The organism is Trinickia terrae (assembly GCF_005144415.1).
In the GTDB taxonomy this organism is placed as follows: domain Bacteria; phylum Pseudomonadota; class Gammaproteobacteria; order Burkholderiales; family Burkholderiaceae; genus Trinickia_A; species Trinickia_A terrae.
The window spans coordinates 215,082-229,776 of the sequence record NZ_SWJE01000014.1 but is presented as its reverse complement, the minus strand read 5'-3'; the positions used below and the strand labels follow the sequence as shown (position 1 = coordinate 229,776).

The window sequence follows — 14,695 nt, the reverse complement described above, 5'->3', positions numbered from 1 at the left end:
ACAAGGCGAGATCTCCCCAGGTAAGAACGCACTCCTTCATCGCACAGCCGCCGCATTTACGCCGCTTCGCCTTGGTCACGAGAGCTTTGCGGTTCGTTGCCCGCTCGCCCTGCTCGGCAGCGCCTTCTATGCAGTTCTTGTCCATCGGCTCGCGATTTACGCTCCACGCTTCCTCCCCACACTCGGTCGCCCTCATGCAGTTGCGCTTCGCTTCATTCGCCGTGACCAGCTTATGGCGGGACTTGCACCCGCAGGACTGCGCCCATGCCGGGCGCACAACGAAAAAAACCCCGATGCAAGCATCGGGGTTTTTTATCGACTGCGCTTCGCACCATCCAATCGCGAAGCGCGTCACATCAAAGCGGTTTACGCCACGGCGGCCACGGATTCCGTACCGGCCGCTTCCGCGAGGACCAGCGCCTTGTCGGTCGCTTCCCACGAGAATTCCGGCTCTTCGCGGCCAAAGTGGCCATAAGCCGCAGTCTTCTCGTAAACCGGACGCAGCAGGTCGAGCATCTGGATGATGCCCTTCGGACGCAGGTCGAAGTGCTCGCGCACGAGCTTCGTGATCGTCGCGTCGGACACGCGGCCCGTGCCGAACGTGTTGACCATCACCGAAGTCGGCTGCGCCACGCCGATCGCGTACGACACCTGAATCAGGCAACGCGACGCGAGGCCCGCGGCCACGATGTTCTTCGCGACATAGCGGCCGGCGTAAGCGGCCGAGCGGTCCACCTTCGACGGGTCCTTGCCCGAGAACGCGCCGCCGCCGTGCGGAGCCGCGCCGCCGTAGGTGTCGACGATGATCTTGCGGCCCGTCAGGCCACAGTCGCCCTGCGGGCCGCCGATCACGAACCGGCCGGTCGGATTGACGAGGAACTTGATGTCGCCCTTGATCAGCTCGGCGGGCAGGGTCGGCTTGATGACCTCTTCGATCACCGCTTCGCGCAGCGTCGAGAGCTCGATCTCGGGTGCGTGCTGCGTCGACAGCACGACGGTGTCGATCGAGTACGGCTTGCCGTCGACGTAGCGCACGGTGACCTGCGACTTCGCGTCCGGGCGCAGCCAGGGCAGGCGGCCGTCGCGGCGCAGGCTTGCCTGGCGCTCGACGAGGCGGTGCGACAGGTGGATCGGCAGCGGCATCAGCTCGGGCGTTTCGTCGCAGGCGTAGCCGAACATCAGGCCCTGGTCGCCGGCGCCTTGATCGAGGTTGTCGTCGTGCGCGCGATCGACGCCCTGGGCGATGTCCGGCGATTGCTTGTCGTAGGCGACGAGCACCGCGCAGCCCTTGTAGTCGATGCCGTAGTCGGTGTTGTCGTAGCCGATGCGCTTGATGGTGTCGCGCGCGACCTGGATGTAATCGACGTTGGCGGTCGTGGTGATTTCACCGGCGAGCACGACGAGACCCGTGTTGCACAGCGTTTCGGCGGCAACGCGGGAGTATTTGTCTTGCGTGAGGATTGCGTCGAGAATCGCGTCCGAGATTTGGTCGGCGACCTTGTCGGGATGCCCTTCGGAAACGGATTCGGACGTGAAGAGATAGTCGTTAGCCACTTTTGCAGACTCCAAGGTTACGGTGAGTTTTCACGTAGCCAACTTCGGGAGCCTGAAGCGGCGACGCTTTAGCGGATTTCCTGGACCGTCCGGACGCTCTAGGCGCCCTGGCGGCTTCGCCCCGCAAGTTGTCAGTTAACTCGGCGAAGCCCGTATTATAGCGGCTTCTCGGAATTGTCACAGGACGTGCACGCGTGCGGTATCCACATTTCGTTTCGATGTTTCTTCATCAATCCGCGTCAGGCGCGCGCGCGAATCGTGCGGCGGCCGCTCCTCGGGGAGCCGCGGCATGCTAGGGCGCCTCGGGACCAAGCTGGCCATCGGCCTGCTGAAATTTCTGGCGATCCTCCCGTACGGCTTCGTCGCGCGCTTGGGCGACGGGCTGGGCTGGCTGCTCTATCAGATCCCAAGCCGCCGCCGCCGCGTCGTCCACATCAACCTGAAGCTCTGCTTTCCCGGCTGGAGCGACGAAAAGCGCGAGGAGATCGCGCAGAAGCACTTCCGGCATGCGATCCGCAGTTACGTCGAGCGGAGCGTCCAATGGTTCGGCTCGCAGGAGAAGCTCGAAAAGCTGGTCCAGGTGGACAGCGAAGTCGACCTGACCGACCCCGACATGCCGCCGACGCTGCTGCTCGGGTTTCACTTCGTCGGCATCGAGGCCGGCTCGATCTTCATCAATCACGCGCTGCGGCGCCGTTGCGGCTCGCTCTATACGCCGATGAAGAACCCGGAGCTGGACGAAGCCGCCAAGCAAGCGCGCGGCCGTTTCGGCGCGGACATGGCGAGCCGCGCCGACAGCGCGCGCGTCGTGCTGCGCTGGCTGCGCGAGAAGAAGCCGGTGATGCTCGGCGCCGACATGGACTACGGCCTGCGCAACTCGACGTTCGTGCCCTTCTTCGGGGTTCCGGCCTGCACGCTGACCGCGGTCGGCCGCTTCGCGAAGGTGGGCAACGCGCAGATCCTGCCGTTCATCGGCGAGGTGCTGCCGAACTACAAGGGATACCGGCTCAAGGTGTTCAAGCCGTGGGAGAACTACCCGAGCGGCGACGACGATATCGACGCCCGCCGCATGAACGCGTTCCTGGAGGAGCTGATTCCGCCGATCGTCGAGCAGTATTACTGGGTGCACAAGCGCTTCAAGACGCGTCCCGAAGGCGAGCCCAGCCTCTATTGATGCGGGCGTCGCGCCCCATAGCGGCAATCGCAGGCCCTACACGCCCTTTTCCACGCCTACGCGGTTACCCGAGTCACTTACAATAGCGCCCATGAAGCTCAAATTCACCAAAATGCATGGCGCGGGCAACGACTTCGTCGTGCTCGACGGCTACACCCGGCCGCTCGCGCTGACGAGCGCCCAGGTGCGCGCGCTCGCGAACCGGCATTTCGGCGTCGGCGCCGATCAGTTGCTGCTCGTCGAGCGGCCGACGATCGACAGCGTCGATTTCAAGTACCGAATCTTCAATTGCGACGGCGGCGAGGTCGAGCACTGCGGCAACGGCGCGCGCTGCTTCGTCAAATTCGTGCGCGACACGCGCCTCACCGACAAACGCAGCGTGCGCGTGCAGGTGCAGAACGGCGTCATCACGCTGACGATGCAGGAGAACGGCGAGGTCGTCGTCGACATGGGCCAGCCGGTGTTCGAGCCGGCGCGCGTGCCGTTCGATGCGAGCGGCCTCGAAGGCCGCCGCGAGGGCAACGATACGCTCTGGCCGCTCGCGCTCCCCGGCGTGGGCGGCGAGACGCGCTGGATCTCGGTCGTCTCGATGGGCAATCCGCATGCGGTGCAAGTGGTCGACGACGTCGAGCAATATCCGGTCGGCACGGTCGGCCCCGCCGTCGAGACGCATCCGCGCTTCCCGCAGCGCGTGAACGCCGGCTTCATGCAGATCGTGTCGCGCAGCGAGATCAAGCTGCGCGTGTTCGAGCGCGGCGCCGGCGAGACGCTCGCCTGCGGCACCGGCGCCTGCGCGGCGGTGGCCGCCGGCATCCGCCGCGGCCTGCTCGATTCGCCCGTCATCGTGCACGCGCACGGCGGCCTGCTTACGATCGCCTGGGGCGGCGCGCGCGACGAAGCCGCCCCGCTGACGATGGCCGGCCCCGCGGCGACCGTCTTCGAAGGCGAGATCGAGATCGCCGACTAAAGATGAAACGCCCCCACGCTCTCTTCGTTCGCTGCCCCCCGAGGGGGCTGTCAGCACGCTTGGGGCGGCCCGGCGCGTGCTGACCCAGCCCTCATCCAACCGATTCCCTGCGCATTCCTTATTGCCTGTCGAGACCATGAACGATCGCGAAGTTGCTGAATACCTGCTCGCCAACCCCGGATTCTTCGACGAGCACGCCGAGCTGCTCGCGACGATCCGGCTGGCGAACCCACACGGCAAGGCCGCAGTGTCGTTGCAGGAGCGGCAGATGGAAATGCTGCGCGAGAAGAACAAGCATCTCGAGCGGCGTCTCGCCGAGTTGCTGCGCTACGGCCACGAGAACGACAGCATCGCGACCAAGTTCAACCGCTGGACGATGCGCGTGATGGCCGAGCGCGACGGCTATGCGCTGCCGCGCGCCGTGTCGCAAGGGCTGACCGAGGTGTTCGAGGTGCCGCAGGCGGCGCTGCGCGTCTGGGATCTGGCCGAACCGTACCGCGAAGCGGAATTCGCGCGCCACGTCGGCGAGGAAGTGCGGATCTTCGCGAACAGCCTGGCCGCGCCCTATTGCGGCGCGAACACCGGATTCGAGGCGGCGCAGTGGCTCGCCGCGCCGGGCGAGTCCGCCACGGCGGCCGGCGATCCCGCCGTTGTCCCCGCCACGGCCGACTACGCCGCAACACAATCGATCGCGCTCGTCGCGCTGCGCGACCCGCGCGCGGGCGACGAAGGCGCCGCCTTCGGCCTGCTCGTGATGGGCTCGCCGGACCCGCGCCGCTTCCACGAAGGCATGGCGACCGATTTTCTCGCCCAGATCGGCGGGCTCGCCAGCGCGGCGCTGAGCCGGCTGCTCGCGCACTGACGCGTTTGCCGCGCGCCGCCCAAACCGCTCTCATCGCCCTTTCCGGACCTCACCCCGTGACCGCGGCCGACAACGACCCGATCGCCGCCTATCTGTCGAGCCTCGAGCACGAGCGGCGGCTGTCGGCGCATACGCTGCGCGCCTACACGCACGAGCTCGACGAACTGAAGAAGCTCGCCAAAGGCCGCCCGCTCGAAAGCCTCTCTGCCACCGACATGCGCGGCGCCGTCGTTCGCGCGCATGCCGGCGGGCTGTCGGCGCGCTCGATCGGGCATCGCCTCTCGGCATGGCGCGCGTTCTATCGCTGGCTGGCGGGGCGCATCGAGCTGCCTGCGAACCCCGTCGCGGCCGTGCGCGCGCCCAAGCAGGCGAAGACGCTGCCGAAAGCGCTCTCGGTCGACGACGCCAACAGGCTGATGGAAGCGTCCGCCGCGCCGAACACCGAAGACCTGCGCGATCACGCGATGCTCGAGCTGTTCTACTCGTCGGGGCTGCGCCTGGCCGAGCTGGTCGGGCTCGATGTCGCCTTCGCCGATGCCGACGGCTACCGCTCGGCCGGCTGGCTCGACTTGCAATCGGCCGAGGTGACGGTGCTCGGCAAGGGCAACCGGCGGCGCACGGTGCCGGTCGGCAGCAAGGCGCTCGCCGCGCTCACCGCGTGGCTCGCCGCGCGCGGAGAGTTCGTGAAGCTCGATCCGCATCCGCTCTTTCTGTCGGCGCGCGGCAACCGGATGTCGCCGAACGTCGTGCGCGACCGGGTGAAGCGCGCAGCGCTTGCGGCCGGCATTCCGGCCAACGTGCATCCGCACGTGCTGCGCCATTCGTTCGCGACGCATGTGCTGCAATCGAGCGGCGACCTGCGCGCGGTGCAGGAGCTGCTCGGCCACGCGAGCATCACCGCGACGCAGGTCTATACGGCGCTCGATTTCCAGCATCTCGCGCAGGTGTACGACAAGGCGCATCCGCGGGCGAAGAAGCGCGATTGAGCGTCTTTGAACCGCCCCCGCCACGCACGATCCGCGCGGCCAAAACCTAGCTTTTGATCATTTATGAATACCGTAACGCTGAAACCGTCGAAGGAAAAATCGCTGCTGCGCCGCCATCCGTGGGTTTATGCGAACGCGATCGACCGCATCGACGGCAAACCCGCCCCGGGCGCCACCGTTGTCGTGCGCGCACACGACGGGCGTTTTCTCGCGCGCGCGGCGTACAGCCCGCAGTCGCAGATCCGCGTGCGTGTCTGGAGTTTCGACGAAGCCGAGCCGATCGATCACGCGTTCTTCAAGCGCCGCGTGCAGCGCGCGCTCGCGCACCGGCAGGCGCTCGTCCAGGGGACAGGCGCGGTGCGGCTGATCTTCGGCGAAGCGGACGGCCTGCCGGGGCTGGTCGTCGATTACTACGTCACGGACGCCGCCGAAAAACGCGGCCAGCTCGTCTGCCAGTTCATGGCGGCGGGCGTCGAGGCATGGAAGGAAGCGATCGTCGCGGCGCTGACCGGCGCGACCGGCTGCCCGAACGTCTACGAGCGCTCCGACGTGTCGATCCGCGAAAAGGAAGGCCTCGCGCAGACCACCGGCGTGCTCGCAGGCGACCCACCGCCGGATACGCTCATCACGAACGAAAACGGCGTGCGCTACCACGTCGACGTTCGCAGCGGCCACAAGACGGGTTTCTACGTCGACCAGCGCGACAACCGCGCGCTCGTCCAGGCGTACGCCGCCGGCCGCGACGTGCTCAACTGCTTCTGCTACACCGGCGGCTTTTCGCTGGCTGCGTTGAAGGGGGGCGCGAAGCGCGTCGTGTCGATCGATTCGTCGGGCGAAGCGCTCGCGCTGGCGCAGCAAAACGTCGCCGCGAACGATTTCGACGCGTCCCGCGCCGAATGGCTCGACGCCGACGCGTTCAAGACACTGCGCCGCCTCTACGACGACGGCGAGCGCTTCGACCTCGTCGTGCTCGATCCGCCGAAATTCGCGCCGTCGCGCGAGCACGTGGATCGCGCCGCGCGCGCCTACAAGGACATCAACCTGACTGGCTTCAAGCTGCTGCGCCCGGGTGGGCTGCTCTTCACCTACTCGTGCTCGGGCGCGATCGATTCCGACCTGTTTCAGAAGATCGTCGCCGGCGCGGCGGCCGATGCGCGCGTCGACGCCCGCATCCTGAAGCGGCTCGGCGCGGGCGTCGATCACCCGCTGCTGACCGCGTTTCCGGAAGGGGAATACCTGAAAGGCCTATTGTTGCAAATCGCCTGAACGCCCATAGTTGGCGGGGATCCGACAAGCCCGGCGCAACCCGTCGGCCACGCGGACTTGACAGATATGCTTCAATAGCTGGTTGTTGGACACCCGGACACCCTCCGGGCACCCGCGCGGTCGGCCGCAGGCCCGGCCGGCATCGATACCGACTCACGATTCACGTACTACAGGCGATTCCAATGATTCCCGTCACCATCCTGACCGGCTTCCTAGGCAGCGGCAAAACCACGCTGCTCAAGCGCATCCTGAACGAAAAGCACGGCATGAAGATCGCCGTGATCGAGAACGAATTCGGCGAAGAGAACATCGACAACGAGATCCTCGTGCAAGACTCGGCCGAGCAGATCGTCCAGATGAGCAACGGCTGCATCTGCTGCACGATCCGCGGCGACCTCGCGCGGGCGCTCGGCGACCTGGCGGCGAAGAAGCAGTCGGGCGAGCTCCAGTTCGACCGCGTCGTGATCGAGACCACGGGCCTCGCGAACCCGGGCCCGGTCGCGCAAACATTTTTCATCGACAGCGAAATCGCCGACGAATTCCTGCTCGACGCGATCATCACGCTCGTCGACGCCAAGCACGCCGACAATCAGCTCGACGAGCACGAAGTCGTGCAGCGCCAAGTGGGCTTCGCCGATCGCCTGTTCGTCACGAAGTCGGACCTCGTCGACGAAGCGGCGCTTTCGGACCTGCGTCACCGCCTTGTGCACATGAACCCGAAAGCGACGATCAAGGTCGTCAACTTCGGCGAGGCCGACATCAAGGAGATCTTCGACCTGCGCGGCTTCAACTTGAACGCGAAGCTCGAGATCGACCCAGACTTCCTCGCCGAGGACGAACACGACCACGCTCATCACGCCCATGACCATGGCCACGATCATGACCACGAGCATTGCGACCACGATCACGGGCACTGCGAGCACGAAGGACATCACAATCATCGCCACGCGCACCACGACGACAAGATCAAGTCGTTCGTGTACCGAAACGACCGCCCGTTCGATGCGAACAAGCTCGAGGACTTCCTCGGCGGCATCCTGCAGATCTACGGCGAGCGCCTGCTGCGCTACAAGGGCGTGCTCTATATGAAGGGCGTCGACCGCAAGGTCGTGTTCCAGGGCGTGCACCAGATGATGGGCAGCGACCTCGCCGCGAAATGGCTGCCGATCGAGAAGAAAACCAACAAGATGGTCTTCATCGGCGTCGATCTGCCGCAAGACCTGATCACCGACGGCCTCGACGCCTGCCTCGCCTGAACGCGCCTGAAAGGCCTGTTCGCAACAATCGCAGGCCCCGAGCCGCTTCTTTCCCCGCTGACAAGCCCGGTTTGTGTGCGCTACGGCACCCAGACCGGCCCGCCGCCCCCGTCGCCCGTGGTAAAACAGGTGTAAGCCCTATGAGACAAGGGGCCGGATGGTGATCGCTTTTTGGCGGCTCGCGCGCTATATTTTCGGGATGGCGCGTCGATCCGGCAGGTGGGTTTTTCCGTTGGAGAACCGAATTGTGATTCAGTTACAATACGTGCCCACTGGAGAATGACAACGATTTGCCCGCGCATTGTCTGGACATGCCGGGCGTGAAACGGCGCCGGAAAACCTCATCCGGATCATGCCGAAAAATGCCGAAGCGCCGGCTTGCACGCCGGATGGTTAGCGAGCGCGCAGTCCGGCATCGAGATGCTCGGGGGCATCCGAGGATCGGTTTCCAGAGGAGTTCGGCCCCGCATCGGCGCGATGGGCGTCACGACAGCCCACCGTCCGTGTTCGCCTGCGCTTGGATTGGCTGGTTGCGGGTAACACGAAAGTGCGGGCAATATGTAAGAGTTTTGCCTCACATTGAAGAAGCACGCAGATGACGACGAAACGACTCTTGACCGAAGCCGAAATCCTGAAGATGAGCGAGAAGGATTACATGAACGAGGACCAGCTCGCTTTCTTCAAGAACCGGCTCGAACAGCTGCAGGCGGAAATCCTCCGCAATGCCGGCCAGACGACCGAGAACCTGCGCGAAACCGTGATCGTGCCGGACCCGGCCGATCGCGCGACGATCGAAGAAGAGCACGCGCTCGAGCTGCGTACGCGCGACCGCGAACGCAAGCTGCTGAAGAAGGTGCAGCAATCGCTCGCGCGCATCGAATCGGGCGAGTACGGCTGGTGCGAGGAAACCGGCGAGCCGATCGGCATTCCGCGCCTGATCGCACGGCCCACGGCCACTCTGTCGCTCGAAGCGCAGGAGCGGCGCGAGCTGCGCCAGAAGCTGTTCGGCGACTGATTGCCGAAACCGCGCGGCCCGCTCGCCGCGCCCAACACGCTGCTTCGTCGAAGAGGCGCACGGTGAACCGCGCGCCTTTTTTCTTTTGAGGCGCGTACGTCGCGCCCCGCCGTATCCCGTTCCCCGCACACGAATCCGCCGCAGTTGCCTTCGCTTTGCGCAAAGCCGCCGATGAATCGGCGCAGCTTTTACTGCACCTTCGCGCCGTTTTTCCGTCCTATGCCTATTGGCTGACTCTTGATAAAGCGGCGCCCGCCCTAAAATAAATCGGACGCGCGTCGCACGAGGCCGCGCGCATCGCATGAAGCCGCGCCTCGTCCGCCCTCTGGCGTACGTCCGGGTGACACGCCAGCCCCGTCGGGGGCCCTCATTTCTTAAGGAACGCACATGGAGCAATTTCACGGCACGACGATCGTATCCGTGCGGCGCGGCGACAAGGTCGCGCTCGGCGGCGACGGCCAGGTGACGCTCGGCAACATCGTCATGAAAGGCGGCGCGAAGAAAGTCCGGCGCATCTACAACGGCAAGGTGCTCGTAGGCTTCGCCGGCGGCACGGCCGATGCGTTTTCGCTGCTCGACCGTTTCGAAGCCAAGCTCGAAAAGCATCAGGGCAACTTGACGCGCTCCGCCGTCGAGCTCGCGAAGGACTGGCGCACCGACCGCATGCTGCGCCGCCTCGAAGCGATGCTGATCACCGCCGACGCGCAAACCACCCTCGTCATCACCGGCAACGGCGACGTGCTCGACCCCGAAGGCGGGATCTGCGCGATCGGTTCGGGCGGCGCCTACGCGCAGGCTGCGGCCCGCGCGCTCGTCGAGAACACGGATCTTTCCGCGCGCGACATCGTCGAAAAGGCTTTGGAAATCGCCGGTGACATGTGTATCTATACCAACCATAACCGCGTCATCGAGACGATCGAGTGAGGACACGATGAGCACTATGACCCCGGCCGAGATCGTCTCGGAACTCGACAAGCACATCATCGGCCAGAAGCGCGCGAAACGCGCCGTCGCCGTCGCGCTGCGCAATCGCTGGCGCCGCCAGCAGGTCGCCGAGCCGCTGCGCCAGGAAATCACGCCGAAGAACATCCTGATGATCGGGCCGACAGGCGTCGGCAAGACCGAAATCGCGCGACGTCTCGCCAAGCTCGCCGACGCGCCGTTCATCAAGATCGAAGCGACCAAGTTCACCGAAGTCGGCTACGTGGGCCGCGACGTCGACAGCATCGTGCGCGACCTGATCGAAATCTCGGTCAAGGAAACGCGCCAGACCGAGATGCGCAAGGTCCGCACGAAGGCGCAAGACCAGGCCGAGGACCGCATTCTCGACATCCTCTTGCCGACCGCGCGCCCGGTTGGTTTCGGCTCGGCGGCGTCGAGCTCGAGCGAACATGGCGACGAAGGCAACGCCACGCGCCAGACCTTCCGCAAGCGTCTACGCGAAGGCGCGCTCGACGACAAGGAAATCGAGCTCGACGTCGAGGCGCCGCAAATCGGCATGGACATCATGGGCCCGCCGGGCATGGAAGACATGACCGAGCAGATCCGCTCGATGTTCGCGAACCTGGGCGGCGGCAAGAAGACGCGCCGCAAGCTGAAGGTCAAGGAAGCGCTGAAGCTCCTGACCGACGAAGAAGCGTCGAAAATGCTCAACGACGAGGAAGTGAAGGCGAAGGCCGTTCAGAACGTCGAGCAGAACGGCATCGTGTTTCTCGACGAAATCGACAAGATCGCCTCCCGCAGCGAAACGGGCGGCGCCGAGGTGTCGCGCCAGGGCGTGCAGCGCGACCTGCTGCCGCTCGTCGAAGGCACGACGATCAACACGAAGTACGGGACGGTGAAGACCGATCACATCCTCTTCATCGCGAGCGGCGCGTTCCATCTGTCGAAGCCCAGCGACCTGATCCCCGAGCTGCAAGGGCGCTTCCCGATCCGCGTCGAGCTCGATTCGCTGTCGGTTGAGGACTTCGAAGCAATTCTCGTCGCGACAGATGCAAGCCTGGTCAAGCAATACCAAGCCCTGCTCGCCACCGAAGACGTGCAGCTCGAGTTCGCCGCCGACGGCATCCGCCGGATGGCCGAAATCGCGTTCGCGGTCAACGAGAAGACCGAGAACATCGGTGCGCGCCGACTCTATACGGTGATCGAGAAGCTGCTGGAGGAAGTATCGTTCGCGGCCGGCAACCACTCGGGCCAAGCCGTGAAGATCGATGCGGCTTATGTCGATCAGGCGCTCGACGAAGTCGCTCAAAGCGAAGACCTGTCGCGCTACGTGCTTTGAGTCGCAACTGAAGCGCTCTGCCGATGCAAAATGGGCGGCCCGTGAGGCCGCCCATTTTGCATTCAACGCTCGTTAAAACGTCAACAAACGTTACTGCTTCACCGGCCGCTTCGAGAGCTTGCGTTGCAGCGTGCGCCGGTGCATGTTCAACGCGCGCGCCGTCGCCGAGATATTGCCGCCGTTCTCCGCCAGCGCCCGCTGGATGTGCTCCCACTCGAGCCGCGCGACCGACAGCAGCGTCGGATGCTCGATCGCCTCCTCCGCCTGCACCGCGCTCGCTTCCCGCTGCAATGCGCCCAGAATCGACTCGACGTTCGCCGGCTTCGCCAGATAGTTGTCGGCGCCGTCCTTCACGGCCTGCACCGCAGTTGCGATGCTCGCGTAGCCGGTGAGAATCAGCATGCGCGCATCCGGCTGCAACTCGCGCAGCGGCGCGACGAGGTTCAAGCCTGAATCGCCGCCCAGATGCAGGTCGACCGTGATCTGCCCGAACTTGTGCTGGTTGGCGAGCTTGATCGCCTCCTCGGCGTTCGGCGCCGTATGGACCGTGTAGCCCCGGCGCGTCAAACCGCGGGCGAGAATGCCCGAGAACACCTCGTCGTCGTCGATGACCAGGAAATTCATATCGCTCATGTGTTTTTCTCCCTCGTATCGGTGGTGGCGGAAGCGGCCTGACCAAGGCTCGTATCCCCTTTGGCGGCCGGCAGGCGGAGCACCGCCCGCGTGCCGCGCGGATTGCAGTCGGCGAGCGCGATTTCGCCGCCAAGCCGCGCCGCAGCCGTGAAAGCCAGATAGAGCCCTACGCCGTGTCCGCCCTGCGTGCTGTCTACCGGCATCGAGCCGAGCGTGCCGCGCAGCTGCGGCGGAATGCCCGGCCCCGAATCGCATACCTCGAACTCGACCTTGCCGTGCACGCTCGACGCCGCGAGCGTCACGCGATCGCGGCTCGCGCGCGCGGCGTTGTCGAGCAAGATGGTCAGAATCTGGCTGACGGCGACCGTGTCGTCAAGCCACACGCCTTGCGGCGCCGCGCCGATCTGCTCGAACTTCACGTGCGGGTGGCGCAGCCGCCACTGAGCCGCGAAGCTCTGGAGCCACTCGTCGAGCGTCTGCCGGTGCGACGGCAGCGACGCCCGGCTTCGCAAGCGCGCGAGCGCCGAGGTACAGAGCGTCATCTGCTGTTCGAACACTTCGAGATCGGCGGCATACGGCGCGAGCCCCTTGTCGCTGCGGGCGGCGTCGCGCAATTCTTCGGACAGCATCGCAATCGTGGAAAGCGGCGTGCCGATCTCGTGGGCGACCGTCGCCGCCTGCACGCCGAGCGCCACGGCCCGCTCGTCGCGCAAGAGACGCTGCTGCGCATCGGCGAGCGCCGAGTCGCGCAGGCGCAACCCGTTCGACATGCGCGCGACGAACCACGCGATCAGGCCGACGCTCACCATGAAGTTCACCCACATGCCGGCCCGGTAGTAGTCGAACAGGTTGGCGGGATTGTCCATGTTGAGCGGAATCGAATCGAAGCCGAGCGACGCATAGCAGCAGACCGCGAACGCCGCGAGCCAGATCATCAAGTGCCACGGCAGGACGGCCGCCGCGATCGCGAGCGACGGCAAATAGAGCGACACGAACGGATTGGTGGTGCCGCCGGATAGAAAGAGCAGTGCGGACAATGCGGCGAGGTCGACCCATAGCTGGCCGAGCAGCTCGAAGTTGGTCTCGGGCCGGGCGCGCGCCACGCGAATCCAGGTGAGCGCATTGAAGACCACCTCCAGTGCGATCACCATCAGCATCGCCGGCAGCGGCAGATGCACGCCGAAGAAGATCTGCACAACGGCAATGGTGACGAGCTGGCCGATGATCGCCAGGCTGCGCAACCAGAACAGATGAGCGAGATTGACGCGGCCGGTATTGGTTATTCGGTGCAGGTGCATCGCACCAGTTTAACCGCTCGACGCTTCGCGGGACACCGAGGCGATCGCTTCGGCGAGGCATTCGGGGCACAGGCAACGCATATCGGGTAACAAGCGCTCGGGCGGCAAAACCGGCATCGCCCGGCACCAGCACTCGAACGGCTCGGAAGGATCGGCGCGCCTGCCGCAGTCGAATGCGCGCCCGCAGCGCGGGCAGCGTGCGCTCGGGCTCGCTAAGGAGCCGGAGCGGCTGGCGGACGGTGAGGCAGGAGAAGTCGAAGAGCTCGAGCGGGTCATGACGCGTCGAAACAACAATCGAAACGGAAGCCGGATCACTCGGCTCGACACATGATGCCACGCCTTGCGGGGCTCGCCGCAGGCAGGCGCGAAAACCGCCGTCCTATGCCGTCTGGACGACCCGCGAAAACCGTGCTGCGCTGCGCCAGTCCTGTACAATTCGCCCTGGTTTGCCCGTCCCTCACCGTTCGTTTCGTCAGAGCTTGCCGCCATGTCCGAGCCCATCGACCTCTCGCAGATCGCCCCCACGCTGAAAGCCGAAATTCTCGCGGAAGCGCTGCCCTATATCCGTCAGTATCACGGCAAGACCGTGGTCATCAAATACGGCGGCAACGCAATGACCGAAGAGCGCCTGAAGCAAGGCTTCGCGCGCGACGTCATTCTGCTGAAGCTGGTCGGCATCAACCCGGTGATCGTGCACGGCGGCGGCCCGCAGATCGATCAGGCGCTCAAGAAAATCGGCAAGCAAGGCACGTTCATCCAGGGGATGCGCGTCACGGACGAGGAGACGATGGAAGTCGTCGAGTGGGTGCTGGGCGGCGAGGTTCAGCAGGACATCGTCACGCTCATCAATCACTTCGGCGGCCACGCGGTCGGCTTGACCGGCAAGGACGGCGGCCTGATCCACGCGCGCAAGCTGATGATGCCGGACCGCGACAACCCCGGCCAGTACGTCGACATCGGGCAGGTGGGCGAAGTCGAGGCGATCAACCCGGCGGTCGTGCGCGCGCTGCAGGACGACGCGTTCATTCCCGTGATCTCGCCGATCGGCTTCGGCGAAGACGGCCTGTCGTACAACATCAACGCGGACCTCGTCGCGGGCAAGCTCGCCGTCGTGCTGAACGCCGAGAAGCTCGTGATGATGACCAACATCCCCGGCGTGATGGACAAGGAAGGCAACCTGCTGACGGATCTGTCGGCGCGCGAGATCGACGCGCTCTTCGCCGACGGCACGATCTCCGGCGGCATGCTGCCGAAGATCGCGTCGGCGCTCGACGCAGCGAAGAGCGGCGTGCGCTCGGTGCACATCATCGACGGCCGGATCGAGCATTCGGTGCTGCTCGAGATCCTGACCGAGCAGCCGTTCGGCACGATGATCCGCTCGCATTGAGCGCATCGAGCCTGCC

14 protein-coding genes are annotated in these 14,695 nt (G+C 65.3%); 10 read left to right on the top strand and 4 right to left on the bottom strand.

The window, feature by feature from the left end:
* Positions 1-366 precede the first annotated feature (366 nt).
* Positions 367-1,554, bottom strand: coding sequence for a methionine adenosyltransferase (gene metK / locus FAZ69_RS24500; RefSeq protein ID WP_136897678.1), 1,188 nt, complete (start codon positions 1,552-1,554; stop codon positions 367-369).
* A 289-nt stretch (positions 1,555-1,843) separates the two neighbouring features.
* On the opposite strand from metK, the gene FAZ69_RS24495 reads away from it, so the two are divergent.
* The 9 genes from FAZ69_RS24495 to hslU all read left to right on the top strand — a co-directional run bounded on the left by FAZ69_RS24495 (position 1,844) and on the right by hslU (position 11,361).
* Entirely contained in the window at positions 1,844-2,728 is an 885-nt protein-coding gene (locus FAZ69_RS24495) for a lipid A biosynthesis lauroyl acyltransferase (RefSeq protein ID WP_136897677.1), read from the top strand.
* A gap of 91 nt (positions 2,729-2,819) precedes the next feature.
* On the top strand, positions 2,820-3,695 hold the full coding sequence (gene dapF, locus FAZ69_RS24490; RefSeq protein WP_136897676.1) for a diaminopimelate epimerase: 876 nt from the start codon (positions 2,820-2,822) through the stop codon (positions 3,693-3,695).
* Positions 3,696-3,831: 136 nt separating this feature from the next.
* Positions 3,832-4,557: a DUF484 family protein gene (locus FAZ69_RS24485; protein ID WP_136897675.1), complete on the top strand. Its 726-nt coding sequence runs from the start codon at positions 3,832-3,834 to the stop codon at positions 4,555-4,557.
* 56 nt (positions 4,558-4,613) lie between these two features.
* Positions 4,614-5,543, top strand: a complete 930-nt coding sequence (gene xerC / locus FAZ69_RS24480; protein ID WP_136897674.1) for a tyrosine recombinase XerC — start codon at positions 4,614-4,616, stop codon at positions 5,541-5,543.
* Between the two features lie 63 nt (positions 5,544-5,606).
* On the top strand, positions 5,607-6,809 hold the full coding sequence (locus FAZ69_RS24475) for a class I SAM-dependent rRNA methyltransferase (RefSeq protein ID WP_136897673.1): 1,203 nt from the start codon (positions 5,607-5,609) through the stop codon (positions 6,807-6,809).
* A 182-nt stretch (positions 6,810-6,991) separates the two neighbouring features.
* Positions 6,992-8,065 carry a CobW family GTP-binding protein gene (locus tag FAZ69_RS24470; RefSeq protein WP_136897672.1) on the top strand — a complete coding sequence of 358 codons (1,074 nt, stop codon included), beginning with the start codon at positions 6,992-6,994 and terminating at the stop codon, positions 8,063-8,065.
* Positions 8,066-8,660: 595 nt separating this feature from the next.
* On the top strand, positions 8,661-9,080 hold the full coding sequence (dksA, locus tag FAZ69_RS24465; RefSeq protein ID WP_136897671.1) for an RNA polymerase-binding protein DksA: 420 nt from the start codon (positions 8,661-8,663) through the stop codon (positions 9,078-9,080).
* A gap of 387 nt (positions 9,081-9,467) precedes the next feature.
* Positions 9,468-10,004 carry an ATP-dependent protease subunit HslV gene (gene hslV, locus FAZ69_RS24460; protein WP_136897670.1) on the top strand — a complete coding sequence of 179 codons (537 nt, stop codon included), beginning with the start codon at positions 9,468-9,470 and terminating at the stop codon, positions 10,002-10,004.
* Positions 10,005-10,011: 7 nt separating this feature from the next.
* Positions 10,012-11,361 carry an ATP-dependent protease ATPase subunit HslU gene (hslU, locus tag FAZ69_RS24455; protein WP_136897669.1) on the top strand — a complete coding sequence of 450 codons (1,350 nt, stop codon included), beginning with the start codon at positions 10,012-10,014 and terminating at the stop codon, positions 11,359-11,361.
* Between the two features lie 90 nt (positions 11,362-11,451).
* Here hslU and FAZ69_RS24450 read toward each other — a convergent pair whose 3' ends face one another.
* Genes FAZ69_RS24450 through FAZ69_RS24440 form a run of 3 tightly spaced genes read right to left on the bottom strand, consistent with a single transcriptional unit; the run spans position 11,452 to position 13,568 of the window.
* Positions 11,452-11,994 (bottom strand): response regulator transcription factor, encoded by a 543-nt coding sequence (locus tag FAZ69_RS24450; RefSeq protein ID WP_136897668.1) that lies wholly within the window; start codon positions 11,992-11,994, stop codon positions 11,452-11,454.
* Positions 11,991-13,286 carry an ATP-binding protein gene (locus FAZ69_RS24445; RefSeq protein WP_136897691.1) on the bottom strand — a complete coding sequence of 432 codons (1,296 nt, stop codon included), beginning with the start codon at positions 13,284-13,286 and terminating at the stop codon, positions 11,991-11,993. The genes FAZ69_RS24450 and FAZ69_RS24445 overlap by 4 nt, the downstream gene beginning before the upstream one ends.
* A 15-nt stretch (positions 13,287-13,301) precedes the next feature.
* Entirely contained in the window at positions 13,302-13,568 is a 267-nt protein-coding gene (locus FAZ69_RS24440) for a cysteine-rich CWC family protein (protein ID WP_136897667.1), read from the bottom strand.
* A 211-nt stretch (positions 13,569-13,779) separates the two neighbouring features.
* Between FAZ69_RS24440 and argB the strand changes: the two genes are divergently transcribed.
* On the top strand, positions 13,780-14,679 hold the full coding sequence (argB, locus tag FAZ69_RS24435; protein WP_136897666.1) for an acetylglutamate kinase: 900 nt from the start codon (positions 13,780-13,782) through the stop codon (positions 14,677-14,679).
* Positions 14,680-14,695: the final 16 nt, after the last annotated feature.

Coding starts and splice junctions, on each gene's coding strand:
- FAZ69_RS24495 (WP_136897677.1), top strand. CDS start 1,844: ATGCTAGGGCGCCTCGGGACCAAGCTGGCCATCGGCCTGCTGAAATTT.
- dapF (WP_136897676.1), top strand. CDS start 2,820: ATGAAGCTCAAATTCACCAAAATGCATGGCGCGGGCAACGACTTCGTC.
- FAZ69_RS24485 (WP_136897675.1), top strand. CDS start 3,832: ATGAACGATCGCGAAGTTGCTGAATACCTGCTCGCCAACCCCGGATTC.
- FAZ69_RS24475 (WP_136897673.1), top strand. CDS start 5,607: ATGAATACCGTAACGCTGAAACCGTCGAAGGAAAAATCGCTGCTGCGC.
- FAZ69_RS24470 (WP_136897672.1), top strand. CDS start 6,992: ATGATTCCCGTCACCATCCTGACCGGCTTCCTAGGCAGCGGCAAAACC.
- dksA (WP_136897671.1), top strand. CDS start 8,661: ATGACGACGAAACGACTCTTGACCGAAGCCGAAATCCTGAAGATGAGC.
- hslV (WP_136897670.1), top strand. CDS start 9,468: ATGGAGCAATTTCACGGCACGACGATCGTATCCGTGCGGCGCGGCGAC.
- hslU (WP_136897669.1), top strand. CDS start 10,012: ATGAGCACTATGACCCCGGCCGAGATCGTCTCGGAACTCGACAAGCAC.
- FAZ69_RS24450 (WP_136897668.1), bottom strand. CDS start 11,994: ATGAGCGATATGAATTTCCTGGTCATCGACGACGACGAGGTGTTCTCG.
- FAZ69_RS24440 (WP_136897667.1), bottom strand. CDS start 13,568: ATGACCCGCTCGAGCTCTTCGACTTCTCCTGCCTCACCGTCCGCCAGC.
- argB (WP_136897666.1), top strand. CDS start 13,780: ATGTCCGAGCCCATCGACCTCTCGCAGATCGCCCCCACGCTGAAAGCC.